25 protein-coding genes are annotated in these 25,956 nt (G+C 42.8%); 9 read left to right on the forward strand and 16 right to left on the reverse strand.

What is annotated here, in order from left to right:
- Window positions 1–16: 16 nt before the first annotated feature.
- The 4 genes from EGC82_RS00505 to hutC form a co-directional block, all read right to left on the reverse strand.
- Window positions 17–1,285, reverse strand: a complete 1,269-nt coding sequence (locus EGC82_RS00505) for a mechanosensitive ion channel family protein (protein WP_124729033.1) — start codon at window positions 1,283–1,285, stop codon at window positions 17–19.
- Window positions 1,286–1,630: 345 nt separating this feature from the next.
- Complete coding sequence (hutH, locus tag EGC82_RS00510) at window positions 1,631–3,169, reverse strand: histidine ammonia-lyase (RefSeq protein WP_124729034.1); 1,539 nt, start codon at window positions 3,167–3,169, stop codon at window positions 1,631–1,633.
- Between the two features lie 3 nt (window positions 3,170–3,172).
- The gene (gene hutU / locus EGC82_RS00515; RefSeq protein WP_124729035.1) at window positions 3,173–4,843 is read right to left on the reverse strand and encodes a urocanate hydratase; all 1,671 of its coding nucleotides are present in this window, start codon (window positions 4,841–4,843) and stop codon (window positions 3,173–3,175) included.
- Window positions 4,844–4,937: 94 nt separating this feature from the next.
- Window positions 4,938–5,645, reverse strand: a complete 708-nt coding sequence (hutC, locus tag EGC82_RS00520) for a histidine utilization repressor (protein WP_124729036.1) — start codon at window positions 5,643–5,645, stop codon at window positions 4,938–4,940.
- Window positions 5,646–5,778: 133 nt separating this feature from the next.
- Between hutC and hutI the strand changes: the two genes are divergently transcribed.
- The 5 genes from hutI to EGC82_RS00545 all read left to right on the forward strand — a co-directional run bounded on the left by hutI (window position 5,779) and on the right by EGC82_RS00545 (window position 10,800).
- The gene (hutI, locus tag EGC82_RS00525) at window positions 5,779–7,011 is read left to right on the forward strand and encodes an imidazolonepropionase (protein WP_124729037.1); all 1,233 of its coding nucleotides are present in this window, start codon (window positions 5,779–5,781) and stop codon (window positions 7,009–7,011) included.
- 257 nt (window positions 7,012–7,268) lie between these two features.
- Window positions 7,269–8,045, forward strand: a complete 777-nt coding sequence (locus EGC82_RS00530; RefSeq protein WP_124732522.1) for a haloacid dehalogenase type II — start codon at window positions 7,269–7,271, stop codon at window positions 8,043–8,045.
- 172 nt (window positions 8,046–8,217) lie between these two features.
- Window positions 8,218–9,879, forward strand: coding sequence for an amidohydrolase (locus tag EGC82_RS00535; protein ID WP_124729038.1), 1,662 nt, complete (start codon window positions 8,218–8,220; stop codon window positions 9,877–9,879).
- 154 nt (window positions 9,880–10,033) lie between these two features.
- On the forward strand, window positions 10,034–10,306 hold the full coding sequence (locus EGC82_RS00540; RefSeq protein ID WP_011639367.1) for a type II toxin-antitoxin system TacA family antitoxin: 273 nt from the start codon (window positions 10,034–10,036) through the stop codon (window positions 10,304–10,306).
- Window positions 10,303–10,800 (forward strand): GNAT family N-acetyltransferase, encoded by a 498-nt coding sequence (locus tag EGC82_RS00545; protein ID WP_124729039.1) that lies wholly within the window; start codon window positions 10,303–10,305, stop codon window positions 10,798–10,800. Before EGC82_RS00540 ends, EGC82_RS00545 begins: the two co-directional genes overlap by 4 nt.
- A gap of 284 nt (window positions 10,801–11,084) precedes the next feature.
- On the opposite strand, the gene EGC82_RS00550 is transcribed toward EGC82_RS00545, so the two are convergent.
- Together EGC82_RS00550 and EGC82_RS00555 are read right to left on the reverse strand one after the other, a co-directional pair.
- Window positions 11,085–11,963 (reverse strand): restriction endonuclease, encoded by an 879-nt coding sequence (locus EGC82_RS00550; RefSeq protein WP_124729040.1) that lies wholly within the window; start codon window positions 11,961–11,963, stop codon window positions 11,085–11,087.
- Between the two features lie 678 nt (window positions 11,964–12,641).
- Complete coding sequence (locus EGC82_RS00555) at window positions 12,642–12,881, reverse strand: HP1242/YdcH family protein (RefSeq protein WP_124729041.1); 240 nt, start codon at window positions 12,879–12,881, stop codon at window positions 12,642–12,644.
- Between the two features lie 181 nt (window positions 12,882–13,062).
- On the opposite strand from EGC82_RS00555, the gene EGC82_RS00560 reads away from it, so the two are divergent.
- A complete protein-coding gene (locus EGC82_RS00560) occupies window positions 13,063–14,928 on the forward strand; it encodes a DUF885 domain-containing protein (protein ID WP_124729042.1) in 1,866 nt (621 codons plus the stop codon).
- Between the two features lie 142 nt (window positions 14,929–15,070).
- Here the strand turns inward: EGC82_RS00560 and EGC82_RS00565 are convergent, their stop codons facing one another.
- On the reverse strand, window positions 15,071–16,276 hold the full coding sequence (locus EGC82_RS00565; protein WP_124729043.1) for an alpha/beta hydrolase-fold protein: 1,206 nt from the start codon (window positions 16,274–16,276) through the stop codon (window positions 15,071–15,073).
- 212 nt (window positions 16,277–16,488) lie between these two features.
- Here EGC82_RS00565 and mtnC point away from each other — a divergent pair, with 212 nt between their 5' ends.
- Window positions 16,489–17,169 carry an acireductone synthase gene (gene mtnC, locus EGC82_RS00570; protein ID WP_124729044.1) on the forward strand — a complete coding sequence of 227 codons (681 nt, stop codon included), beginning with the start codon at window positions 16,489–16,491 and terminating at the stop codon, window positions 17,167–17,169.
- Window positions 17,170–17,234: 65 nt separating this feature from the next.
- Here the strand turns inward: mtnC and EGC82_RS00575 are convergent, their stop codons facing one another.
- Window positions 17,235–18,260: a hypothetical protein gene (locus EGC82_RS00575; RefSeq protein WP_124729045.1), complete on the reverse strand. Its 1,026-nt coding sequence runs from the start codon at window positions 18,258–18,260 to the stop codon at window positions 17,235–17,237.
- A 137-nt stretch (window positions 18,261–18,397) separates the two neighbouring features.
- Here EGC82_RS00575 and EGC82_RS00580 point away from each other — a divergent pair, with 137 nt between their 5' ends.
- On the forward strand, window positions 18,398–18,820 hold the full coding sequence (locus EGC82_RS00580) for an acyl-CoA thioesterase (RefSeq protein ID WP_011639375.1): 423 nt from the start codon (window positions 18,398–18,400) through the stop codon (window positions 18,818–18,820).
- A gap of 66 nt (window positions 18,821–18,886) precedes the next feature.
- A complete protein-coding gene (locus EGC82_RS00585) occupies window positions 18,887–19,144 on the forward strand; it encodes a GNAT family N-acetyltransferase (protein WP_059746060.1) in 258 nt (85 codons plus the stop codon).
- A 20-nt stretch (window positions 19,145–19,164) separates the two neighbouring features.
- Here the strand turns inward: EGC82_RS00585 and EGC82_RS00590 are convergent, their stop codons facing one another.
- The 8 genes from EGC82_RS00590 to EGC82_RS00620 form a co-directional block, all read right to left on the reverse strand.
- On the reverse strand, window positions 19,165–19,551 hold the full coding sequence (locus EGC82_RS00590; RefSeq protein ID WP_415837572.1) for an acyl-CoA thioesterase: 387 nt from the start codon (window positions 19,549–19,551) through the stop codon (window positions 19,165–19,167).
- A 307-nt stretch (window positions 19,552–19,858) separates the two neighbouring features.
- Complete coding sequence (locus EGC82_RS00595; RefSeq protein WP_124729047.1) at window positions 19,859–20,374, reverse strand: hypothetical protein; 516 nt, start codon at window positions 20,372–20,374, stop codon at window positions 19,859–19,861.
- A 288-nt stretch (window positions 20,375–20,662) separates the two neighbouring features.
- Window positions 20,663–21,142: a hypothetical protein gene (locus EGC82_RS00600; RefSeq protein WP_124729048.1), complete on the reverse strand. Its 480-nt coding sequence runs from the start codon at window positions 21,140–21,142 to the stop codon at window positions 20,663–20,665.
- Window positions 21,139–21,261 carry a hypothetical protein gene (locus EGC82_RS21695; protein WP_279630020.1) on the reverse strand — a complete coding sequence of 41 codons (123 nt, stop codon included), beginning with the start codon at window positions 21,259–21,261 and terminating at the stop codon, window positions 21,139–21,141. Before EGC82_RS21695 ends, EGC82_RS00600 begins: the two co-directional genes overlap by 4 nt.
- A gap of 126 nt (window positions 21,262–21,387) precedes the next feature.
- A complete protein-coding gene (locus EGC82_RS00605; protein ID WP_124729049.1) occupies window positions 21,388–23,181 on the reverse strand; it encodes an AMP-dependent synthetase/ligase in 1,794 nt (597 codons plus the stop codon).
- A gap of 128 nt (window positions 23,182–23,309) precedes the next feature.
- Window positions 23,310–24,602: an ABC transporter permease gene (locus EGC82_RS00610; RefSeq protein ID WP_124729050.1), complete on the reverse strand. Its 1,293-nt coding sequence runs from the start codon at window positions 24,600–24,602 to the stop codon at window positions 23,310–23,312.
- On the reverse strand, window positions 24,599–25,468 hold the full coding sequence (locus EGC82_RS00615) for an ABC transporter ATP-binding protein (protein ID WP_124729051.1): 870 nt from the start codon (window positions 25,466–25,468) through the stop codon (window positions 24,599–24,601). Before EGC82_RS00615 ends, EGC82_RS00610 begins: the two co-directional genes overlap by 4 nt.
- Before the next feature lie 45 nt (window positions 25,469–25,513).
- Window positions 25,514–25,891 (reverse strand): GntR family transcriptional regulator, encoded by a 378-nt coding sequence (locus EGC82_RS00620; protein ID WP_011639383.1) that lies wholly within the window; start codon window positions 25,889–25,891, stop codon window positions 25,514–25,516.
- Window positions 25,892–25,956: the final 65 nt, after the last annotated feature.

Consider the following 25,956-nt stretch of genomic DNA (forward strand, 5'->3'; position numbering starts at 1 on the left):
CCTATCAGACAGCTTATCAATGTTGTTCGGTGCATTGCTTTATGCTGCGAATGTCAGTACCTGTTGGGTTTTGAAATGCACGTAAACCAAACTCGGGCAATATCGCAAAAATATGGTCAAAAATATCCGCTTGAATGGCTTCATAATAGGTCCAGCGAATATCATTAGTAAAAATATACAGCTCAATGGGTAAGCCTTCGGTCGTTGGTGCAAGCTGCCTAACCATCAAAGTCATGTCTTTATGTATTTTGTCATGACGACGTAAATACTCTTGTAGGTAGGCTCTGAATGTGCCGATATTGGTTAACCGACGACCATTCACTTTCATTTCAATATCACTGATATTGGCATTAGCGACACTGATTTCACTGAAGGTTTGGGGTAAGTATTCTTTTAAGTAATTGACCTTACCTAGGCGTAAACGTTCTTCATCAGTTAAAAATTGAATGCTATTCACATCGATATTAATTGACCGCTTAATGCGCCTGCCGCCTGACTCGGACATGCCGCGCCAGTTCTTAAATGCATCTGACACTAATGCATAAGCTGGGATCATGGTGATGGTATTGTCCCAGTTTCGTACTTTAACGGTGGTCAACGTGACATCTTCAACCGCGCCGTCTGCAGCGTATTTATCCATTTGGATCCAATCGCCTTTACTCACCATGCGGTTAGCCGCTAACTGAATACCTGCAACAAAGCCTAAAATAGTGTCGCGAAACACCAACATAACCAAACCGGTTGCAACACCTAAACCACTAAAAAAATAAATAGGCGACTGGTCGGCTAAAATAGCAAAGACCACAATTAACCCAATAAAGAATAAGAATAGTTTAGTTAGCTGAACAAAGCTTTTTACCGGTAAACGACGATTAACGTGATTAAGATCAGCAATTTCATCGATGGCATTTAATCCGCTATACACGGCTCTAATCATAAAAAACACTAACAACGCGCTAAGAAAACGGTCAATAAAAGCGCTAATCAATTCATGCTCGGTGAGTACTATAGGGACCAATAAATCGAGGATTAAAATGGGGATCAAAATAGCGAGACGTTCAAACACATTAAAGCGCATGAAAATATCGTCCCAGGTCACCGAAGACCGGCGGATCACTGCATTCACACCGTGAACTACAAATCGATGGGTAATGTAATAACTTAAACCTGCCACAATCACACAAGCCAAAATTAATATCGATGTCGCGACACCATCCGATGGTTGGCTATTAATACCCAAACGGGTTAACCAAGCCGCAATTTCAATCCGCACTTCTGTATTCACAAACAAATCCTTAGCCACGTTTGCCCTTTACTCAATCAAAAGACTTAAATTAAACCGCATAAATGCAAGCAAACATTCACAGGCTTATCAGTGTGCTCATTATGCATGGTGTTGATGTATAACGTTACCGAAACATCGACTCTATCGGTCAAGATGATAAATTTAATGCAAGTTACTATTTTCATAATTATGTTAACAGTTACAATGAATGTGAGTATACCCACACAAGATTAAACAAAAATTAGCTTTGACGCGGTGGCAATAAAAGACAATAAAAAAGGACCTTGCGGTCCTTTGTCAAATTACTCTAAACATATCCTATTCATGACATGTAGTTTCACTCAATTAAAAACTCGGTAACATGCCCTGCGGTAGCAATCGGTTAAAACTGGCGCTATACAACAAGTCGACCGAGTTCTCGATATCAGGTGAAAAATAACGGTCTTTATCATAAAACGATACGATTTCACGCAATTCAGCTTTGGCCTTAGCCACTGCAACACTTGGTTGTAGCGGCGTTCTAAAATCTAGCCCTTGCGCAGCAGCTAACAACTCAATAGCCAATACTCCACGGGTATTTTCGCTCATGTAGCGTAAACGTCGTGCAGCAAACGTCGCCATCGACACGTGATCTTCTTGGTTTGCCGACGTTGGCAAACTGTCTACAGAAGCAGGATGTGCATAGGTTTTGTTTTCCGATGCAAGTGCAGCCGCGGTGACCTGAGCAATCATAAAGCCAGAATTCACCCCACCGTTATCGACTAAAAATGGCGGTAGCTTAGACAAACTAGAATCAATCAACAACGCCATTCTGCGTTCCGAAATAGAGCCCATTTCAGCAATCGCAATCGCGAGGTTATCAGCCGCCATCGCAACGGGTTCGGCATGGAAGTTACCGCCCGAAATAATATCGCCCGTATCTTGGAACACCAATGGATTATCAGTAACGCCGTTTGCCTCAGCGCCAAGCACTTCTGCTGCTTGACGAATTTGAGTTAAGCACGCACCTAATACCTGTGGCTGACAGCGCAGTGAATATGGGTCTTGCACTTTTTCGCAATTGGTATGGCTTAGGCTAATTTCCGATTCGTTAGTGAGCAAATGACGGAAAATGGCTGCTGAGTCAATTTGGCCTTTTTGCCCACGCGCAGCATGAATGCGCGCATCAAATGGACTACGGCTGCCCATAGCGGCTTCAACACTCATGGCACCAATAATTGAACTGGCGGCAAACAAGTCTTCTGCATTAAACAAACCTTCAAGCGCCAGCGCTGTTGAGGCTTGCGTACCATTCAGTAACGCTAACCCTTCTTTGGCCGCTAATTCAATAGGTTTTAGCCCAGCAATCTCAAGACCTTCCGCTGCTGAGATAATCAGCCCCTGATAGCTCATTTCACCTTCACCTAGCAAAGGTAAACACATGTGAGCTAATGGCGCTAAGTCACCCGATGCCCCGACTGAGCCTTTTTCTGGCACACATGGATACACTCCGGCATTCACTAGCTGAATGAGAAACTCGATAACCTCTAAACGAATACCTGAAAAACCGCGGCTTAATGAGTTAATTTTTAACACCATCATTAAGCGCACGGTAGCATCTTGCATGTATTTACCAATGCCAGCTGCGTGGGACAATACAATAGAGCGTTGCAATAATTGCAGATCTTCTGGAACAATTTTAGTGTTGGCTAACAAGCCAAAGCCAGTATTGATACCGTAAACAGTACGGCCTTCACGTAATACTTGCTGGACGATTTCAGCACTTTGATTAATGTCTTTAATCGCTTCTTTCGCAAGGGTCAGCTTGACACTATTACGGCTGATCGCACGAGTCTGCGCTAATGTCAGCGTACCTGGAATAAGTTCAAATGAATAAGTCGACATGGATTAAGCTCCTAACATTGGCAGGTCTAAGCCTTGCTCTTTGGCACAATTTTTTGCAATGTCATAGCCAGCATCTGCATGACGCATTACCCCAGTAGCAGGGTCGTTCCACAATACTCTGCCTAAACGTACCGCAGCTTCATCGGTTCCGTCGGCCACTATCACCACCCCAGAATGTTGACTAAAGCCCATACCAACGCCGCCACCATGATGCAATGACACCCAAGTTGCACCACTAGCCGTATTGAGTAAGGCATTCATTAATGGCCAATCTGACACCGCATCAGAGCCGTCTAACATGGCTTCTGTTTCACGATTTGGGCTGGCAACTGAGCCAGAATCTAAGTGATCACGACCGATAACAATTGGTGCCGATAACTCACCGTTTTTGACCATTTCATTAAAAGCTAACGCTAAGCGGGCACGATCTTTAAGCCCTACCCAGCAAATACGTGCAGGTAAGCCTTGAAACGCAATCCGCTCACGCGCCATGTCTAACCAATTGTGTAACTGCGGATTATCTGGAATAAGCTCTTTGACTTTGGCATCTGTTTTGTAGATATCTTGCGGATCGCCAGACAAGGCTACCCAACGGAATGGTCCAATGCCTTCACAAAATAACGGTCGCACGTATGCTGGTACAAACCCAGGGAAGTCGAACGCATTCGTGACGCCTTCTTCAAAGGCCATTTGGCGAATATTATTACCATAATCTGTGGTTGCGGCACCAGCTGCCTGCAATGCCAACATTGCTCTAACTTGCACCGCCATTGATTGCTTCGCCGCTTTAACGACTGCTGCTTCGTCAGTTTTACGCATTTTAGCAGCGTATTCTAAGCTCCAGCCTTGAGGTAAATAGCCGTTTAATGGGTCGTGCGCGGAGGTTTGATCGGTGACCACATCAGGCACAATGCCGCGGGTCACTAGCTCAGTAAACACATCGGCAGCATTGGCTAATAAGCCGACTGAAACAGGCTTGCCGCTTTGGTTTGCTGCGTAAATCATCGCTAATGCTTGATCTAATGAAGTGGCTTTTTTGTCGACGTAACCAGTACGCATGCGAAAATCGATACGGGTTTCATCTACTTCGCAGGTTAATACCGAATAACCCGCCATAGTACCAGCCAGTGGTTGTGCGCCACCCATGCCGCCTAAACCGCCGGTTAAAATCCACTTACCCGCTGACGAGCCATTAAAGTGCTGTTTAGCCATGGCGACAAACGTTTCGTAAGTGCCTTGCACAATGCCTTGCGAACCAATATAAATCCACGAACCCGCAGTCATTTGGCCATACATGGCCAAACCTTTCTTATCCAGTTCGTTAAAGTGTTCCCAGTTAGCCCAATGTGGCACTAGGTTTGAATTAGCAATAATGACCCGTGGCGCATTGCTATGAGTGGTAAACACCCCAACAGGTTTACCCGACTGCACCAATAAGGTTTGATCGTCTTCAAGGCGTTTAAGCACTTCAATAATTTTGTCGTAACTTTGCCAGTCGCGCGCGGCGCGGCCAATGCCGCCGTACACCACTAAATCTTCAGGGCGTTCGGCAACATCAGGGTGTAAGTTATTCATTAACATACGCATCGCGGCTTCGGTTAGCCAACTTTTACACTGTAATTGAGTACCGTGCGGCGCAATAATGCGACGGCTTGGATCATGTCTTTTATCCATATGTTCCTCTTCAACCGATTAATTCGATTTGGTTTTTTATTGGTCTTGGTGTGTATGTTTAATGTCTTACGGTTTTCATTTTCGATACCACCTTTTAACGCGCAAACGTTAAATGGCCGCCTAGTTTAAATTTGCTACCCGGATGAACTAAACGAGCAAAACTGACCACACCTTGGCGTGACCAGGTACGACGTAAAATTTGTAAACAGGGTTCACTCGCCGTAATAGCTAAACGTTGCTGCAACAGCTCATTAGCCATAATGGCTTCAACGGTATGTTTAGCCTCTGTCAGTGGCGCCACCGCCGATAAATATTCATGGGGTGTATGTAAGTTAAAATCTTGTTGTAGGTAATCAGGCGCAAGTAGTGGGTTTACATAACGCTCTTCAACTTGTAGTGGTAAGCCTTGTTCGCAATGTACCAACACCGAATAAAATACAGGGCTGCCCAATTCCAGCCCCAGTGCATTAGCCACCGCAGTGCTGGCCTCGATTTGTGTCAATTCAAGCTGGTTAACACTGTAGCCATGGCCACGGTCTTTTATCTCGTCGGCAATATTACGAATAGCCAGCAATGACGATTGCGACTTTAATCCGGCAACAAACGTACCCACTCCCTGAGTGCGCTCTAACACGCCCGAGTCCACCAGCTCAGTTAACGCCCGCCTTGCTGTCATACGGCTACAGGCGAACAATTCAGTTAACTGATTTTCAGACGGCACGCGGTCGTTTTCTTGCCATTCGCCCGTTTCAATACGGCTCAAAATGAATTGTTTTATTTGGGCAAACTTTGCTTGGGCCATATCAGCAGCTCTCAGTTTTTGAGACAATAATGTCATTGCTGTTTAAAAACACATCATTCATCCTACCTTGTATATACAAGTTAAAACAAGTATTGTTTAGCAATCAATAATTAATGCATTTTTAGGGGTTTTCATGTCGTGGGATCAAGTGTGGATTGATGTAAACGTGGCCACCATGGATACCAATATCCAAGGGGCTTACGGTGTAATACCTCAAGCGGCTATCGCAGTAAAAGATGGCAAAATTGCTTGGGTTGGCCCGCGCAGTGAACTACCTGAATTTGATGTACTGGCAACCCCAGTTTACAGAGGCAAAGGTGGCTGGATAACACCAGGGCTTATCGATGCACACACCCACTTAGTCTTTGCTGGTAACCGCGCTAACGAATTTGAACAACGTTTACAAGGCGCGACTTACGCCGAAATAGCTCGCGCAGGTGGTGGTATTCTCTCAACGGTTAATGCTTGTCGCGATGCTGATGAAGCTGAACTATTTGAGCTAGGCCGACAACGCTTAAACGCTCTCGCCAGAGAAGGCGTCACCACGGTTGAAATTAAATCCGGTTACGGTTTAAACACCGAAACAGAGCTTAAACTATTGCGCGTTGCACGTGAGCTAGGCGAGCATCATCACATTGACGTTTGCACCACCTTCTTGGGCGCACATGCTATTCCGCCAGAATATAAAGACAATGTAGATGCCTATATCGACCTCGTTATTAATGACATGCTCCCCGCGGTAATCGCCGAAAACCTTGCTGATGCCGTTGATGTATTTTGTGAAAATATCGCCTTTAATCTTGAGCAAACTGAGCGAGTATTAACTGCGGCTAAACAGGCCGGTCTGCAGATTAAACTGCATGCTGAGCAATTAACCAATATGGGCGGCAGCGCCTTAGCAGCCAAGCTTGGGGCTAAATCGGTCGATCATATTGAGTTTCTAGATGAAGCAGGTATTAAAGCCATAAGCGAAAGCGGTACCTGTGCAACCTTGTTACCCGGCGCATTTTACTTTTTACGTGAAACCCAATTACCACCAATCGACTTACTGCGCCAATACAAGGTGCCAATGGTTATTGCCAGCGATTTTAATCCGGGGTCATCGCCTATTTGCTCCACCTTATTAATGCTCAATATGGCTTGCACCTTATTCAGACTCACCCCTGAAGAAGCCTTACAAGGTGTAACCATTAATGCTGCAAAAGCACTGGGTATCGACAATAATGTCGGCAGTATTACCGTGGGTAAACAAGCCGATTTTTGCTTGTGGGATATCACCACTCCAGCACAACTGGCCTATGCCTACGGGGTTAACCCGTGCCAAACCGTAGTCAAAAAAGGTCAAGTCGTTGCCCTGCCGCGCTAATCTGCACTCTATTTATCCATCATACTAATGACTCTCCACCGTCGTTAATGCATTATCACTAACGACGGTGTTTACTCATTTGATACTCATTTGATACTCATTCTACACTCACATCCAAACAGACACTCGCGAGCTAAGCCATCATCCAATACTAATAATAAGGTGATTTTAAGGTCTATTTCATTTAGTCTAGGTAAATTATGAACGATCGTTCAATATCGTTTAATCTAAATTTAGCCACCATTATTAGAGGTGTTATGAAAATCCGTGCATTATTATCACTCGCTACAGCATGCTTGTTACTTAACAGCAGCAGTGCTTTCGCAGCTGAATCAGAAGAACCACACACTCAACTCACTAAACCTAAAGTGATTATTTTTGATGTGAATGAAACCTTGTTAGATCTTGAAAATATGCGCGCCTCTGTGGGTAAAGCGCTTAATGGTCGTGAAGATTTGCTGCCATTATGGTTCTCAACCATGTTGCATCATTCTTTAGTAGTTTCAGCTACAGGTGATTACCAAACGTTTGGTAGCATTGGCGTTGCTTCATTGCAAATGGTCGCCGAAATCAACGGTATTGCCATCACACCAGAACAAGCTAAAACCGCCATTCTAACGCCACTTCGTTCATTACCCGCTCACCCAGATGTTGCAGAAGGTTTAGCTAAATTAAAAGCTCAGGGCTACAAACTAGTCACCTTAACCAATTCATCATTAGAAGGCGTAACCTTACAGCTTAAAAATGCTAATTTAAGCCAGTATTTTGATGCCAACTTAAGCATAGAGTCTGTTGGAGTATTTAAACCGCATTTAAAAACGTACCACTGGGCCATTAAAGATTTAGGCGTTAATGCAGATGAAGCGTTAATGGTTGCCGCACACGGTTGGGATATTGCCGGTGCAGATAAAGCAGGCTTACAAACCGCCTTTATTCGTCGCCAAGGTAAAGTGTTGTTCCCGCTAGCAGCTCAACCAGACTACAACGTACTGGATGTAAACGAACTAGCCAGTACCCTAGCTAAGTTCAACTAGCCTTAACGATTATCGCCTAGTATTAGCTGGGCGATAAATTTACACAGCAATGAGTATTTCCTCTAGCCACATCAACCTCCCCCTCATGACTCCTTGCATAGCCCCTTGCCATTAACCATTAATTAACATTTAATGAATGCTGATTAATCGTCGTCATAAAAAGGGAAAACAGATGAAAAAGGAATATTTAGCGCTATCAGTGGCATTAAGTTTGGCTAGTTTAAGCGCAAACACCATGGCACAAACCACACTGATGCATCACGTTAATGGCTACACGCTCGTTGACGGAAAACTGCAAACCTTCAATGCTATCCAATTTACTGACGACAAAATTGATCGACTATTTACCTTAAACCAAGCCTTACCGAGTGCAACTGATATCACCACCATTGATGGTAAAGGTAAAACCTTACTGCCAGGGTTAATCGACGCCCACGGTCATGTGTTAGGTTATGGCTTAAGCTTATTAACCGCCGATTTAACCAATACCAGTAGCGAGCAAGATGCCGTTGCACGCGCCCAAGCATTCAGTAAGAAAAAACCCACTAATGGCTGGCTAATGGGCCGCGGTTGGAACCAAGAGTTATGGGACAGCAAACAATTCCCGACTAAAGAAAGCCTAGATAAAGCCTTTAAAGCTAATCCTGTATCATTTGGCCGAGTTGACGGTCATGCCATTTGGGTTAACAGCAAAGCGTTAGCGCTCGCGGGAATTTCGTCAACCACAGTGGCACCAGAAGGCGGTGAAATTGTCAAAGACGAGCAAGGTAATCCTACTGGTGTATTAATCGATAATGCGATGAACTTAGTGTTTAACATCGTCCCCGATCTCAATCAGCAGCAATTACAATCAACCTTAACCCTAGCGATGGATAGCCTAGCGTCATACGGGCTAACCAGTGTGCACGATGCCGGCATCAACATCGACAACATCAAGGCATACCAACAATTAGCAGCGAACAATGCCATGAGCGTGCGGGTTAATGGCATGCTGTCGGTTGAAGACCCTCGCTTTACTAGCATTTTAAAACAAGGCCACATCACCACTGCCGATAACATGTTTAAAGTCGACAGCGTTAAAATATCAGCCGATGGCGCGCTTGGCAGCCGTGGTGCGGCATTAATCAAAGAATATTCAGACCAACCCGGCCATAAAGGCTTAATGCTGTATTCAGACGAGCAACTCGGCAAACTAATTTTACAGTCGATGCAAGCAGGCTTTCAGGTTAATACCCACGCCATTGGCGACAATGCTAATCAAGTGGTACTCGATAAATACCAAACCGCCATAGCAGCAACCGACTCAAAAGCATTACGCCATCGCATTGAACATGCACAAATTCTCGATTTAGCCGACATACCGCGTTTTGCCCAACTTGGGGTTATCGCATCGATTCAAGCAACCCACGCCACCAGCGACAAAAACATGGCAGAAAACCGTTTAGGTAAAGCCCGCTTGGCCGGTGCTTATGCATGGCGCAAGCTGTTAAACGCTAATGCCGTCATCGCCAATGGTTCAGACTTCCCTATTGAATCGCCCAACCCATTTTTTGGATTGCACTCATCCGTAACCCGCCAAGACCATGTTAACCAACCACTCGACGGCTGGCTCGCTACTGAAAAACTATCACGCATCGAAGCACTCAAAAGCTTCACCATCGACGCCGCCTACGCAGGCCATCAAGAGCAGCTTTTAGGCTCATTAGAACCCGGTAAAAAAGCAGACTTTATCCTAGTCGAAGATGACTATTTTACAATCGGCCCACAACAGATCTGGCAAAACAAAGTCATCGCCACCTGGGTCAACGGCCGCAAGGTATTTGCAAAAGAGTAAGCTGCATTGAGTAGGGTTTATTGATAAGTAAGATAAGTAGAATTGGTTTTAATAACGTTTCAGCCTGTGTGCAAAAGTGACACAGGCATTGCTTGTTGTACGTTTTAACACCATAATAGCCATGTGACACTTTGGCACAATTGGAGATTATATTATGGCGACTACTTTACCTCGCATCACTGCTAGAGTTGATGTCGACACCCAAGATTTACTGACAAAGGCAGCAGCAATCGCTGGTATGTCGAGTATTAATTCATTTGTGCTAAGTGCCGCAATCGAAAAAGCCAAACAAATCATTGAGCGTGAACAAGTACTAAAACTAAGTCAAACAGATGCGATGTTGCTTATGGAAGCACTAGACAGTCCAGCAACACCAAACTCAAAACTCAAAACGGCTTCGGAACGTTACGAAAGCAAAACCCAATAATGAATACGGTACTTTTAGATAAAGCTAAACACGATAGAAACCGATTCAACTGTGGTATTGACGCTCTTAATAACTACCTAAAAGTCATGGCGAGTCAGCAAGCGAAGAAAGACAACAGCAGAACTTTCATTTTAGAAGATGATAACGATAACTCGTATATCATTGGCTTTTATACCTTAACAATGACACCCATTGACCTAAAGGCTCTGCCGGATAAGCTGCAGAAAAAATACCAATCATCAACCTCTGGCGGCCTTATAGCCCGCTTAGCAATCGATGACCGCTATAAAGGCCAAGGCTTTGGCGAATGGTTACTTATTGATGCACTACGAAAACTGCTAGCGGCAAGTGATAGCGTAGCATTCCCAGTCGTCATTGTTGACGCAAAAGATGGCGCAAAACACTTCTACGAACGCTATGGATTTCAGGCTTTTCAAGACGCAGAAAACAAACTGTTCATCACCATTGCAGATGTAAGAGCAAGTTTAAACTAGCTTGAAAACTTAAACCCAAGAATTTACCACTGGAAAACCATTTAACGGGTTCATCATGGCATTCACTCTCCGACACGCACAAGTACATCCCTGTAGCTCGGCCGCCCCGTCCATGGGGCGGACGGTCGACTCGCAAATTACCATGACCAACCTTTCCGGCATATTCGGAGCCTGTTGGCTTTAAAAACTTTAACAAAGTGTAGCTCGGCTTATTTCGCTTAAACGGACAAAAACCACATAAGTTTAGACATTTGTGTAACGTCGTTTATTTGATCTTTTTCTTATTAAATTAGATCTCGTAGTCGTACAAATGGATTACCAGTTTCCGCTGCACGACGAACTTTTTTAGATAGTACGCTCTTAAATCCAATGTTTCTCATTAACATTTCACTCAAATCTAAACCATCCATACAAATAAGACTGTTTCCCCGACCAAACGCATGTAGGCCCTGTTCAGTAAAGCCGCTATTACTCACGAATAAACCTCTAGACCATGCTGCCTTGTCTTGAACCTTAGCGTTGAATGAGCGCAAATCTGCTGCGTTTACTGGCAAATTAGTCCATTTGGCTTCAAGAAGGTATGTTTCCCCATCAAGCTCGAAGCTTCCATCAATTTGTTCACCTACCAAGCGGAAAGATGCTCTGCCAGACATACCACTTATGTCGAAAAGCTTTTTAAGAAATATTTCGAATGCAAAACCTCTAGGGTGGGGAGCCATTACCGCCAACTTCATTAATGAATCGAAAAGCTCTTTTGCTGCACTTTCATCGAATGCCTCTTCCTGTTGAGTATAAAAAACTCTATTTTTCGTCGTCGGTGTTTTTCCACCCAGACGTACCAAGAGTTCATTAAATTCAATTACTAATACAGGATTATCCTCTTTTTTACCTGCTCGTTTACGTTTAGTCTCTCGATATTTCCATAATGAATTCAGAACTCTTAAAACATCCTCGGTTTTAGACTGCTTGAAATAACTACGCAACCTTTTACCTTTGCTTGTACCTATATCGTAATATCTATCATCATCAATGTTAATTCCTAGCTCGTCATTAAAGAATTCAGAATAAGTCTGATTTGAAAAATCTAAAACATATCCTCCACCCATCTCAAGAATGTCATCGAGTAAATCAAAATCTAGTCTATTAAGCGTATATGTACTCATAAAAATACTTTTCTTCTTAGTTTGGTACTGAACTTGACTTATGCCTAATAACTTGTAGAACGTATTACTCGATAAAGTCGGCTGTTTAAGTTATTGATTAATATCATCCTACATTTGCTATCTTATTGATGTAAAGCGATAAAATTACTCTACAGGAATAAAACAAACCGAGTTTGCATGTTTAATTGATATCGAGCGTGGTAAGTAAAATATATCTCAAACATTATCAATGTATTAACAGTCAGATGTATTGATGCTCACTCAATTCCTGTAACTCTAAATATCGTTTTTAAAAGCAACTCAATAACATTGAGGACGTTGAAGAAAATAGCGTGAGTCCAGACATGGATGTCTGGCTAGCTTTCGAGGTACAGGATGTACCACCGAAAGCGTTAGCATTTTCGAATAAGGCCGAAGAACACCAAAACGAAGTCAAAAGCTGGATTCAACCACGTCGCGAAATTATCGCTTTTCAGATAATTTTGATGTGGCGGCTGGGAGTTCCAAGAGGGAACAGCCGTTGGTTTCCTCTTGGTCTGGTGTGGGCGAAGCGCCACGACGTTAGTGGCCGCAGGCCATAAAACCTAAAGAATAAAAGAATTACTGAAATAACAGCAAGAAATTGACCATGTCATCACAACCTAAATACCGACATGGCCAAAAAGCTGAATAAACGAATTAACCTTGGGTAAACAACTGATACAACTTATCTTTTAACACCAACCGGTCAAGCTTTGCTTGCTCAATAAACTCATCACTAGTCGGAGTATTGCGTAACTCCAGCTTTCGAATTTCAGAATCTAATTGATGATACCGCTTCGCATCTTCAGCAAACTCAGTATCATTGGCGGTTAACAATGAAATCTTGTCTTGATACTCAGGGAAATCAACTAATAACGCATGGCTTTCACCTAACATACTTCTCTCCTTTTCATGTCAATGTCTAATAATGTTAGACCATATTTACACCTTATCGTCAAACTTACCCTCGTACTTTCAAATACCCAGCACATAAAAACTGCAACAGCTTAACCTCCATAACTGTTAGAATATGCTTATATTCGTACTTGAATGCCGCTATTAACTTAATGAGTAATCAATGAAAAAACTTCTTAATGGCTTAATCATTAGCCTGCTCGTCACTGCATGTTCAGATCCTGCAACACCGGAAAATAATTCAAACTCAGCAACAGCAAGTGAGACTGCCACTAAGCTCAGTCTTAAGCAGCAAGTAGAGTCGATTACTAAAGATTACTTTGTTCTCAGACCTGAAATAGCCACTTACTACGGCGTGAGTGATGCAAGCATCAATGCCAAAGTGATGTCTAAGCTAACCGACTACAGCCCATCTGGTGAAACCCACCGTCGTAAAGGACTAAAATCAATACTGAGTCAACTCAACGACATTGATATAGCAAGCTTAACGCCCTCAGAAACAATCAGCTTAAACGCGATAAAGTCTGAAGTGAAAGGCGCTTTATTACCTGCTCAAGTCGTTAATTATGGCAACGTGTTAGGCGAGTATGGCGTATGGTTTTTGCCCTATGCAGTTAACCACTTATCTGGTTTGCAAATAGAATTCCCCGGTTACATGGAAGACAAATTTGCCGTCACCAATACCGCCGAAGCCGAGGCTTATTTAACTCGCTTAAGCATGTACCCTGCCGCTATGGGCACATTGGTCGATAAACTCAATCACGATGTGGATATGGGCGTCATTCCACCAGACTTTGTTATTGATAACACTCTGCGTGGATTACAAGCCCAAATCAGCGGCCCAGCAAGCAGCCATCCTTTAGTGACCAGCTTCAACGCTAAACTTAACGCAGCAAAAGTGGCCGATAGTGATACATTGGTAAAGTCTGCTACTGAACTGGTCGAGACTAAATACTATGCCGCCACCCGCCAACTGATCAACGCCTTAGAAGCCCTGCGCCCAAAGGCGACTCATGAAGCTGGCATTGGTCGTTTACCTCAAGGGGCGAAGTTATATCAAACGCTTATCCAGCATTTAGGCAATTCGACCAAAACTGCCGATGAAATTCATCAACTCGGTTTAGCTGAAGTGGCCCGGATTACTGCCGAAATGGACGGACTACTCAAAGAAGTCGGTTATGTTGATGGCACCGTCGGCGAGCGCATGCAGGTGTTACTCAACGACCCACAATATCTTTACCCTAATACCCCTGAAGGTAAGCAACAGCTAATGGCCGATATTGATGCCGACTTAGCCTTGGTTGATGCAAAATTACCAGACTGGTTTGGTCGCTTGCCTAATCAAGATGTGGCTATTGAAGTGGTACCAGACAGCCGCGCGGCTTCTACTAGCGGCGCGTTTTATGATGCGCCATCACAAGACGGTTCACGCAAAGGCACTTTCTGGATCAGCTTGTATGACACAGCATCATTGCCATCTTATTCATTACAGACCTTGACCTACCACGAGACTAATCCAGGCCATCATTTACAAACCATTATTGGCTTATCTGATGAATTACCGCTGCTAAGCACAGTGTTTTATTCCAATGCCGCTGGCGAAGGTTGGGCTTTATATGCCGAGCGTTTAGCAGCCGAAATGGGCATTTATGCTAATGATCCTATCGACAACATTGGCCGTTTGCAGTCAGAGCTACATCGTGCGGTTCGCCTGGTGGTTGATACAGGCATGCACGCCAAAGGCTGGAGCCGTGAACAAGCCATTGATTACGCGGTGGTAACTGAAGGGATTCATTTATCTGAAGCCACCGGAGAAATTGAGCGCTATACCGTTTGGCCAGGCCAAGCTCTTGGCTATAAATTAGGTGAGCTGAAAATTATCGAACTACGTACCAAAGCCAAGCAAGTCTTAGGTGATAAGTTTGATATTAAAGTATTCCACGATCGCTTATTAGAAAATGGCGCATTACCATTAGATTTAATGGAGCAAAAAATTAATCAGTGGTTAGCCAGCGAAACAGCAGCGTAATCAACTTTAATTCGAAATACTAAACCTCAACTCAGAATAATATTGTTTGAGCAGGTTACACAATAAAGCCACAGGGCGAATACTCGTGCTGGGGCTTTATTGTCATTTATCGTTTTGCTGCTTGGTTTAACTTAGATCAGTTTTATTTAGCTTGGTTTTGAAACGCGGCTAATTGTTTAGTGTATTTGTTTTGATAAAACGGATGGTCGGTACTTGCTAACGCTTGTTGTTCCGCTTCGATAGCCTGAGTCATTTTACCTGTAGCGGCATAAACGCTGGCTAACTCATGGTAGGCCGAATGTGCTTTAGGGTAGGATTTCAGCGTATCTTGATAAACCCCAATCGCTTGCTGTGGTGCAGCTTTAACTAAACTATTACCTAAGGCTAACAGCGAATCAATTGCTGGCACATCAAAGCCATAAACCTCATCAGACAGTCGCTTATAATAGGCTAGAATCGCTTTAGATCCTTGTTGCGATACTTCTGAATCCGCCTCTAGAACAGTATGAACATCGTTAAATATCTTCTCGATGCCTAATGCCGTCGCCAAGATAGGCTGAGTCATATAATAGCTGCCGTCAAAACGCTTTATTTGATAGTTCAATTTGGCATTGGCATTGGTTTGAATAATATCTTCAAGCCTAGCAAACGAATCCAGCTGCCTTTGCTCAAAGTCGCTATCACTGGTACTCACAAATAGAAATCTTGGTTTGCCTTGCATGTTTTTGAGCATTTTAGGCGCATCATTGAGCACATAAGCAAAGTCTGTTGATAATACCGGGCTGGCAGCAATATAGGCATTAAATAAACTAGGACGATTAATTAAGCTGTATAGCACTAAACCTGCATTGCCAGTAAAGCCGTTAAAAATACGAAAGCCATTGGTGCGATAGCGTTTATCAATTGCAGGCAGTAAATCTTGCTCAAAAAAATCCAATAGCGCTTGATCGCCTTGCTGCTCTATCGCACGCTTTTTTAGTTCCCCCAAGCCTTGATGTCCATCGGGAGCAGTAACAATAATGGTTTCTAACCATGGCCAACCACCGTTATGGCTCATCCAGTCGTGCATACCTGTTAAATACAAATGGCTGCGCGGATGTAAGTCAAATAACACCACATAACGCTTATCCGTTTGCTTAGTATAACTGTCTGGTAAGGTCACCAAAAAATCAGCTTGCTCGCTAAATAGAGCGGACTTCACACTCAAGGTTTCGGTCGTTGGCGGCAACATTTCAGTAGCAAACACCGCACTAGCATGAAAAAAGCTCAGTAATAATGCGCATATAGACAGGCTTTTAGCCCATAAGCTCGGCCATTTTACATAACGTTTTTTCCCTATTGTAAGCATGGTACCTTCCTGGTGAAACGTGACAGTTAAGTTAACCCGAAGCTACCAGACCACATCACACAAGGCAATTTAGCAATATCTAAACTTAGCTCACATCTTGCATTCAAAGTCATCTAACTAGGGTGCAATATCACGAATAGCACTAGCCTTAGTCGTCAATAAAGCTTAGGATCATCATTACGTTAATTTATTGTTTTGGAGTAACAAATCTTATGAGTATTAGAGCTATTATCGTTGATACCGCCGGTACCACTACCGATCTTAACTTTATTCAGGATGTGTTATTTCCTTACTCACGAAAAGCGATGGCTGAATTTCTTGAGCAAAACCAGCATAACGTTGTGGTTGATTACTGCATCAGCGATGTTAAAGATATTGCCTTAGAACCAGACGCGACACTCGAACGAGTCACTGAGATTTTACAGCAATGGATCGATGAAGACCGTAAACTAACACCACTTAAAACCCTACAAGGATTAATCTGGAAACAAGGTTATAACCGCGTAGAGTTTACTGGCCACATTTACCCTGACTTTATCGATAGCATTGAGCGCATTAAAGAAAAAGGCATTCGTATTTACAGCTTCTCTTCTGGGTCTGTCGAAGCGCAAAAACTGTTATTTAGCCATACTGAAGCAGGTGACTTAACCAGCTCTTTCAATGGCCATTTTGATACCCGTACGGGCAATAAGTTAGACAAACAAGCCTACTGCAACATTTGCAATACCATTAGTTTAAAGCCGAAGCAGATTTTATTTGTATCAGACGTAGCAGAAGAGCTTGTTGCTGCAGAAGCTGCCGGCATGACAACTTGCCAAATGATCCGCTTTGCTGACCAACGCCAAGCTAAGTGTAAAAAAATCAGTAGCTTTAGCGAGCTTACCTTCGATTAGCACTGCCTTATCAAATATAAAAAAACGACCTTCTTGGTCGTTTTTTTATGCCTGCAAAGTGCCTGTTAACTGGGAAATGCAGGTGAAATACATTTTTTCACTTCAAAATGATAACCATATTCCGCATTGATATCGGGTGTTATTTCAAGAATTTCATAATCATTAAGCTCAACCACATGTGATTGCGGCAGCTTTTGGCAACGTGATTTTGCATTAGCCTCCAACTGAAACGCAAACAAGGCAATGGCTTTGCGCACACTGGTAAAGTACTGACTGCGTAAATGGTTATAAGGCTGCTTAGCTATTTCATCAATCGCGTCGAGCTCTTGCTCGCGTTCAACTTGTTTCGCTGTTTTGGGTTCAGACTTGGGTGGCTCTTTCTTAGCAGGGTCTGTTTTGACAATGATCGACAAGCCATCATCAGCAAGTATTTCCTCTTCGGTTTCTGCTTCAACTAGTTGCACCACTTGTGGATCATCCAACGCTTTTTCAACCTGACCATAAAGGTCCATCAGCATGGCAAGGTGATACAACACCACTGCAGCAAGAATAACTCGCACCCAAAAAGTTGTACGATGAAAATGCACATGATTAATCAAGCGAAAGTTGGTCACACCAAAGGGACGGAGTATAAAAGACACACCAAACATTAGCGGAAAAATAAGCTGTAGTAATAACAGCACAATACAGCTCATCACCACACTCCATGCCGGAATGTAGAGCAAAATGGCGAAGTTATGGGTGTAATTAAAGCTACTGGCTGCGACGCCAACCACATCGTTAACCACTGAACTTGAACTAGCCAGGGCAAAATTGGCCACTATCGCATAAAACAATAACAACACCGCTTTGCCAGCCAAGCTGTGCCACATACGTTCAAATAAATGCCAGAACTCAATCGACATCGCCATCACGCTGATAATGGCCACCCACGCTACCGAGTCAGTAGCAAACAGTAAGACTATCGCCACCAGATACAATTTTTGCGGCAAACTCAGTTTGGTTTGTAATTCAGTAAATCGACTGCAAAATACCGTCCAGCAAGACGATATCCATAAATTCGATGTTGTTAAAAAAGTCTCTTTTCGCAAGGTAAAAATCCTTATAAGTTCACTGGATATACTCACAGTAATAACCACTGTCCCTTGTTGTTCATCGTCCGGACTGTTAAATTAACAGTTGAAATTTAAACAAGCGTTTAATTTATTAATTCATAACGAGAACCGCCATGAATGACTTTTTAGCTCAACATTCTATCAGCACAGACATTCAAGTAGCATGGGGTGAAATGGATGCACTACAACATGTTAATAATTCGGTGTATTTTAAGTATTTTGAAACCGCTCGTCTCGATTTCTTTAACCAAATTAACCTACTCGACGATCTAAAAACAACGGGTGTCGGCCCAGTATTAAGTGAAACAAATGCCCGCTTTAAGCGCCCAGTAACCTTTCCGGACTCAATTGTTGTAGGGGTAAAGATCAGCGATATCAATGAAGATCGCTTTGTTATGCATTACACTGTGTTCAGTAAAGCACAGCAAGCAGTGACGACTATCGGCTGGGCAAAAGTGGTGATGTTTAACTTTAAAACCGGCAAAAAAGCCAAACTCACGCCAGAATTACTCAGCGCCTTATTGGAACATGAGTAACAGTATGAGTCATAACATCAATAGCCACATCAACAAGCGGCATTACAAGTAATAGGACAACACACTATGAGCAATCAAAACGCAGTAACCGTGCAACACCAAGCTAGCCAACATCGTTTTGTGGTTATCACTCAAGGTGTTGAGGCGGTACTTGAATATCACTTAGATGGTCAAAATATTGATTTTAGTCGCACCTTTGTACCACCTGCTTTACGCGGCCAAGGGATTGCCGAAAAATTGGTTCGTACTGGACTGGCTTGGGCAAAAGCAGAAAAACTTAACATCAACGCCAGTTGCAGTTACGTAGCCAAGTTTTTACGTTAATCGCTTCTTTTGTGTTAGTCCTAAGCTGTGCCAGTTAATACAGCTAATTGTTGACGAGCAAGCTCAGCAAGTGGCTCGCTTTTTTCAGTTTGGTAATTGTAATGCACCATAGTGGTGGTCGCTTCAGCGGTTTTTTTACCGTGCTGCCAACAGCTTTGTAATATATCAAAGCTACTATTGCCTAAACGACTAATGTGCGTTTTAACGATAACTTCTTCGCCATAATACGTTGGCGCGGTAAAGGCGATAGTAAAACCAGCAATGATCATGTTCCACTTGGTTAAATCTTGCCCTGGATTTACGATTTCAAAAATCGGCTCACGAGCCGCTTCAAACCACACTGGGATAACCGTGTTATTAATGTGTCCTAACGCATCGGTTTCACAAAAGCGCGGTTTGAGGGTCATGCTAAATTGAGTATCTGTCACAAAGAATCCTTTATTATTATTTTGAGTCCATTGACGTTTTGCTCGATGAACAAATGTCATTAGCCCATTCTAACGACACATCTCACTAAAGGTCATCAAAAAAGTCTGTATTGCGAAGGAATTTATGGGGGGTATGTTAGGGGAGAAAACAGTAATCATCTTAAAAAATTAAATAAAATTATTTTATCGGTTGGGTATCGTACTCATCTATAATGGCCAAAATCAACTAAACAGACAAAATGTCATCAAATCTCGGCGAAAATCTTGTCACTCCGAAGCCAAACAACTAGAACTTATTTCCATGCTTAGCTTTATCTGCTGCAACTTCAGCCGCTATTTCAGCACGAACTTCCTTGATGTCTTCTAAGGCATCAAACTGATACTCAACAAAAATTTGATAGTATTTACTCTGTAACAAGTAAAGTGACATGAGTAAAAAAACAACGGCTAACAGGTACGCATAAATAAATGTTGCCTGTTCTGCGATTAAAAACACTGTTGGCAAAAATATAATAAATAAAATACAGAAATACCATTGTAAGACTTTTACGGCGAAGAAAGATCCTCTAACAACTGCATAATTGAAGCCACTGAAAACAATTACTGAAGTCGATAAATATAAGAACAGAAGCTTGCTTCCTATATCAACTATACCAAAATAAAACTCTAAAATGAGAAAATTTAAAAGCGACATGGAGATTATCATGAATAGTGTCGCAGCCAAAAAAGCCGCTATGGACTTCATAGGTGGAAATAATCCGACAATATCGTCATCACTTTTCTTTTTAGTTTGTCTTTTCATCAATCAGCTAGCTCTTCATATATACCAATAGCCATTGTTCCAATTGTTCCATTGAATAGGCTACCAGAAACGCTCATTGAAGCTCCAACGGCATCCATTAAATGTAAACGAAATGCATGAGTAATTTGTTTGCCTGTATATTTTTTTTATGTTGCCTTTTCGAGCCATAGATTTTATTAATTTACCTGAAGCACCAGGTAAATTAAGACGGGTAATGACCAAGGACTGATTACACTTTTTGACCAATAAAACAGATCTACAAGTGAGTTTAATCAACGAAGAGCGGTTTTAATATTTAGCGCCTTCTTCAGCAGCTATCTCCGCAAGAACAGATTTATAGTCTTTAACACTATTTAATCGATGTTGAACAAAAATTCGATATTTTTTACTGCCTAAAATAAAAATTGAGCTCATCGCTAAAACTGCTGAAATCAATTTAACAATAAATAATTCCACGGAAAAGTCTTCTATTATCACAATAGGGATCAGTAAAACTAAGAGAGCATATTGGAATAGCTTTAGAACCTTGACGGCAAAAAATGAACCTAGAATAACTTGGTAATTCACCAAGAAAAAAATGATAGATAAAACGGCTAACACGCCTAAAATCGCTTCTGGTGAAGGGTCAAAATAAAAATTCAATGTAACAGATGCCCCGACTCCGAATGATATAGTCATCAGCACAGAAGCAATTAAAAAGGTTATAAATGACAACAAGGGCGGAAATATCCCAACAGCAACATCTTCACTTTGTGGATTGTTGATCATTTACCACTCATCCCTTCAAAAATACCACTAGCCAATACTTTTTGGCTAAATTGATTGTCATAAAACGACTGAGTGCTAGATCTAAAAACAGGCTTTCCATTTACCGTGATAATGTCCATAGTTCCCTCTATGTTGCCTAATTTTAAAATAGAGTATTATACCGCTACTGAAAATACAGGCAATTATCACTAAGTATTACTAAAAAGGACGCTAATGCGTCCTTTGGTATAACAATTGATGGTTAATTACTTGCCATACATGGCATTAATTTCACTGTGATATTTGCTGTAAATCATTTTACGACGTAGCTTTAATGTCGGCGTAATGAGTCCAGATTCCATCGAAAATGCTTCATGTAATAAGGTGAATTTTTTGATTTTTTCAAACCCAGCTAGCTCATGTTGCAACTCGATTAATCGCTGCTCGAAATGAGCCACCACTTGTGAGTGACGTAACAACTCAATTGGGTTTTCAACATGAATACCTTGCGCTTTAGCCCAAGTATTTAATGCTTCAAATGCTGGCACGATTAGGGCTGATACATAATTGCGCGCATCGGCAACAATGGCGACTTGTTCGATAAATGGGCAACAAGCTACCTTACCTTCAACCCGCTGTGGTGCAATGTATTTACCGTTTGAAGTTTTCATTAACTCTTTAATGCGATCGGTAATATACAAGTTACCTTGCTCATCAATCCGCCCTGCATCACCGGTTTTTAACCAACCGTCTTCAAAGGCGTCGGCGGTATCTTGGGGGCGATTGTAATAACCGCGCATCACAGTGTCGCCACGTACTAAGATTTCATCGTCTTTGCCAAGCTTGATTTGCATAGCCTCTAGCGGCTTACCGTTTGAACCTGAAACGCGATTATGTAAAGTATTACAGGTTACCGTGGCACAGGTTTCTGTCATGCCATAACCACACAATATCGGCACATCAATGCTGTGAAAAAAGTTACCTACGTTGGTATCTAACGCTGCGCCGCCGACGGGCATAAACTTTAACCGCCCACCCAACACCTGTTGTAACTTGCTGTAAACTAATTTGTGAGCTAATTTCCACTGGACGCTTAACCATAAACTGCTGGCAGCTCGCCCTTGGCTGACTTCAAACTGTTGCTTGCCCACTCGCATTGCCCATGCAAATAGTGCTTGTCTGGCTTTAGAGGCTTTGCCGACTTTGTCGTGTACTGCGCTGTAAATTTTTTCTAAAAATCGCGGCACTACACACAAAGTATGCGGTTTAACTGCCACTAAGGCTTCTTTAATACGATGCGTGTCATTTAAATACACATTGTGGCCACCACGACACAATACATACATGCTCCAACCACGCTCGAACACATGGCTAAGCGGTAAAAAAGCCAACGACACATCACCCGCTGTAAATGGCAACTCACTGTCATGCTGTTTAATCATCGAGGCAAAATTACGGTAGTCGAGCATAACGCCTTTAGGATTGCCGGTGGTGCCAGAGGTGTAGATAAGTGTAAATAAATCATCTAAATTGCTATCAGCTAATCTGACATTGAGCTCATCAATAATAACAGCGTTAAATTGTGTCGTTAATACCTGATCAAAATACACATGATTGCCAGCATTCAAGGTGACGTTAGCATCAAAAACGACAATATTTTGCACGCAGTCTGCTTGTGCAGCAATAGCACATGCCATGTCATATTGCTGCTGATTATCGGCAAAAATTAATTTTGCTTGGGCATCATTAACAATGAATACAGCTTGATCGATAGTACTAGTGGGGTACACAGGCACCACTATATTACGGGCTTTTAGGGAACCAATATCAGCACAGGTCCACTGCGGACAGTTTTGCGCTAAAATAACCACTTTGTCTTGCACTTGTAAGCCAAACTCAATTAACAACTGTGCGACTGAATCAGTTATCCTATTGAATGCACTCCAAGAGACGGTATGCCAAGGTGCTGGCATATCAAAGCCTTCAAGCGCGATGTTATTACCTAATGATTGACCTTGTTGTTGCAGGAGTCGTACTACGTGGTATTGATCTAATGACATATGACAGTGGCCTTTTAGCTTACAAGTGTTCCGCTTTTTATATTCTACATTAAGCCACAGCAAACAATAAGAGCTTTTGCTCTATTTTTGAGCTAAAGGTCACGTTCAGACTAAAATTAGACCACTTTTTAAGCGACTGTAATACCATTTTTCCACAGTTGGCGCTTACCCCAGGTTAAGGTTGCAATACCAATAACCACCAGCGGCGCATCAACAAGTAACCACATCATCATACTGTCGCCATTTTTGAGAGCTGCAAAGCTCAGTGATACCAAAATAGAATGTACAAATACAATCAGCATGGCAGCGGTCGCTTGATGACTATTACGACTGGCAGAGCCAGCTCCCAGCATAATGGCACATCCCCAAAAAGTACTTAACCCTAAATGAAACACAAATAGCAGTGTCAATTGCGGATCAATAGCCAAACTAACCAATCCAATGACACTGACCATTATCACTAACACGGCAATAAAGCGATATTGACTGCGATAAAAAGCCACTTTCATGCCTGTTAAGCCACTATAACAAGGCAATAAGAACAGGGTTTCAGTCGCGCGCCAACGCTGAATACGGCTCCAATGAACAATGGCACAAGTGATTACCGAAAATTGCGCGAGTAAAAATAATGTTGGTAAATTTAACTCAAAAAACCACGACAACAGCATTAGTCCGAGGGTTATAATAGGCAAGCACAACACCATCAACACCAGCATAGGACCAATGAAAAAGTTCATTGGATGAAAAAAACGCTCAACACGAGTTACCCAAGTAAACCCCTTTATACTGGGTAACCACATCCAGCCCATTTGTACCGCATTGAGATAGACCACACGCGCTTCATTGTTCCAGCGTAACTGCCGACATAAACCGATAACACGATAAGACAGTACCACGGCAATAATCAGCATGACCCAAGGCGGCATAGTGGGCGCTAATTTATCTAAAAATGGCACCGTGATGAATAACACAAATGATAAGTGAAAACTGTTACTGCGCCATAAACAGGCCCATATAAACAGTAAACTCACCACAATAGCGATCAGTAACCTGGGAATAACCTCGACAGCGAAAAATCCAATGCAGGCCAGTATAAGTAGGAGTAAAACCCCCACAGCAATGGTCGCAGCTTGTTGTAGTACGTGGGCCTGGTAACTAGGAACTAGACCGGTCGACTCTGTGGCGGCTAAGCGGTTTAGCTGCCACGCAATCGCGGCAGCTGTAGACACTATGGTCATAGAGAACAGTATACGAGCCCCCTCTATGTCGCCACTGATTAAACAGAGCAAGCCAACCACTAAACCTAATGCACCGGTACCAAGAAAACTAACGCTACCCAAGTCAAATAGCCATATCCGTAACATGCCACGGTAGGGGTTACGCCATGAGCTACTGCCGCCATTAGGCTGCAGCGAACTCATCGATGTAGCTCCATAAATAACTGCTCTAAATTAAGTGATTTTTCACTTTGAACTCCCGCAATAATGTCTGGATAACCTTGGGTATCCACCAGCACATTTTGTCCTGTTTGATTTAGTAATCTATAGCTAGAGGGCAATTGTGTATCGTCGCTTATAGTGAGTAATTTAACCTCTTCACGCAGGGCATCAATTTCTTTAAATAATACCAATTGGCCTTTTTTTATTAAGGCAACATGACTGGCAACGCGTTCCAAATCTGAGGTGATATGCGATGAAAATAACACTGCAGAACCTGAATCGAGCGCGAGATCGAACAAATCGCTCATAAACTGACGCCTGGCGATAGGATCTAGACTGGCAACGGGTTCGTCGAGTAATAATAAAGTTGGCCGATACGCCATAGCCATGATCAATGCTAATGATTGACGCTGACCCACTGATAATTTTTGCACCGCTTGAGAAGCATCTAAATCAAAACGTTTAAGCCAATCTTGCTCTAGTGTCATATCCCAGTTTGGATAGAAGCTACGGTGTAACTCTAATGCTTTATCAATGGTAAAGCCTTCATAACCAAAAGGCTGTTGGGGTACGTAACCAATACGTTCTTTTGCTTGAATAGATAAAGCGGTAGGCGGTTCGCCAAGGGTTGAAATGTCGCCTTGTTCGATGCCCACAATGCCTAATGCACAACGCATTAACGTCGATTTACCCGCACCATTTTGGCCTAATAACCCGACCACCATACCTGGATAGAGCGTTATCGATAAGTCGACCAACACCGCATGACCTGCTGCAGATTTGTGTTTAGCTGCAAAGGTTTTGCTCACATGATTAAAACGTAAAACGGGCTGTTGTTCGGCTTCCATTATCGACTTCCTAGATGATGTCCTTAAAAATTAGCTCAACTGTGGCTATTCTTTATTCCAAAATTGTTCCAACAATACTTGTAACTGGTCATAATCGACCCCTAGCTGCCGTGCCTGCTCAACTAATGCAGTTAATTGTGGTGCCAACAAACTGCTGCCAGAATCATTATTGGCCGCGGTTCTGGCGGCCACGCGTGACGGCTGGCCACGACGGCGCTCAACCCAACCTTGGTCGACAAGTTGCTGCATAGCACGTGATACCGTCATCGGGTTTACCGCTAAATGCTCGGCAAGTTGGCGTACCGAAGGCAAAACATCTTCGGGGTGCAATTGCCCGCCGACAATTAAGCGCACGATTTGATCGTGCAACTGTCGATAGATGGGTTCACCACTGCTGGGGTTGACATTTATTAATTCTAACATTAGCCTTTAACAACTGTATTAATACATTGATACACTCATACACTAAGTGCTAAGGTATCATAATC

The organism is Shewanella livingstonensis, assembly GCF_003855395.1.
In the GTDB taxonomy this organism is placed as follows: domain Bacteria; phylum Pseudomonadota; class Gammaproteobacteria; order Enterobacterales; family Shewanellaceae; genus Shewanella; species Shewanella livingstonensis.

What these genes read in the sequence shown, in the direction of transcription:
- EGC82_RS00610 (WP_124729050.1), bottom strand. Translation starts at nt 24,602, where the DNA reads ATGAGTTCGCTGCAGCCTAATGGCGGCAGTAGCTCATGGCGTAACCCC.
- hutI (WP_124729037.1), top strand. Translation starts at nt 5,779, where the DNA reads ATGTCGTGGGATCAAGTGTGGATTGATGTAAACGTGGCCACCATGGAT.
- EGC82_RS00555 (WP_124729041.1), bottom strand. Translation starts at nt 12,881, where the DNA reads ATGTTAGGTGAAAGCCATGCGTTATTAGTTGATTTCCCTGAGTATCAA.
- EGC82_RS21695 (WP_279630020.1), bottom strand. Translation starts at nt 21,261, where the DNA reads ATGGACATTATCACGGTAAATGGAAAGCCTGTTTTTAGATCTAGCACT.
- EGC82_RS00535 (WP_124729038.1), top strand. Translation starts at nt 8,218, where the DNA reads ATGAAAAAGGAATATTTAGCGCTATCAGTGGCATTAAGTTTGGCTAGT.
- EGC82_RS00600 (WP_124729048.1), bottom strand. Translation starts at nt 21,142, where the DNA reads ATGATCAACAATCCACAAAGTGAAGATGTTGCTGTTGGGATATTTCCG.
- EGC82_RS00595 (WP_124729047.1), bottom strand. Translation starts at nt 20,374, where the DNA reads ATGAAAAGACAAACTAAAAAGAAAAGTGATGACGATATTGTCGGATTA.
- EGC82_RS00615 (WP_124729051.1), bottom strand. Translation starts at nt 25,468, where the DNA reads ATGGAAGCCGAACAACAGCCCGTTTTACGTTTTAATCATGTGAGCAAA.
- EGC82_RS00530 (WP_124732522.1), top strand. Translation starts at nt 7,269, where the DNA reads ATGAAAATCCGTGCATTATTATCACTCGCTACAGCATGCTTGTTACTT.
- EGC82_RS00550 (WP_124729040.1), bottom strand. Translation starts at nt 11,963, where the DNA reads ATGAGTACATATACGCTTAATAGACTAGATTTTGATTTACTCGATGAC.
- hutU (WP_124729035.1), bottom strand. Translation starts at nt 4,843, where the DNA reads ATGGATAAAAGACATGATCCAAGCCGTCGCATTATTGCGCCGCACGGT.
- EGC82_RS00560 (WP_124729042.1), top strand. Translation starts at nt 13,063, where the DNA reads ATGAAAAAACTTCTTAATGGCTTAATCATTAGCCTGCTCGTCACTGCA.
- hutC (WP_124729036.1), bottom strand. Translation starts at nt 5,645, where the DNA reads ATGGCCCAAGCAAAGTTTGCCCAAATAAAACAATTCATTTTGAGCCGT.
- EGC82_RS00565 (WP_124729043.1), bottom strand. Translation starts at nt 16,276, where the DNA reads ATGCTTACAATAGGGAAAAAACGTTATGTAAAATGGCCGAGCTTATGG.
- EGC82_RS00540 (WP_011639367.1), top strand. Translation starts at nt 10,034, where the DNA reads ATGGCGACTACTTTACCTCGCATCACTGCTAGAGTTGATGTCGACACC.
- EGC82_RS00585 (WP_059746060.1), top strand. Translation starts at nt 18,887, where the DNA reads ATGAGCAATCAAAACGCAGTAACCGTGCAACACCAAGCTAGCCAACAT.
- EGC82_RS00580 (WP_011639375.1), top strand. Translation starts at nt 18,398, where the DNA reads ATGAATGACTTTTTAGCTCAACATTCTATCAGCACAGACATTCAAGTA.
- EGC82_RS00605 (WP_124729049.1), bottom strand. Translation starts at nt 23,181, where the DNA reads ATGTCATTAGATCAATACCACGTAGTACGACTCCTGCAACAACAAGGT.
- mtnC (WP_124729044.1), top strand. Translation starts at nt 16,489, where the DNA reads ATGAGTATTAGAGCTATTATCGTTGATACCGCCGGTACCACTACCGAT.
- hutH (WP_124729034.1), bottom strand. Translation starts at nt 3,169, where the DNA reads ATGTCGACTTATTCATTTGAACTTATTCCAGGTACGCTGACATTAGCG.
- EGC82_RS00590 (WP_415837572.1), bottom strand. Translation starts at nt 19,551, where the DNA reads ATGACCCTCAAACCGCGCTTTTGTGAAACCGATGCGTTAGGACACATT.
- EGC82_RS00620 (WP_011639383.1), bottom strand. Translation starts at nt 25,891, where the DNA reads ATGTTAGAATTAATAAATGTCAACCCCAGCAGTGGTGAACCCATCTAT.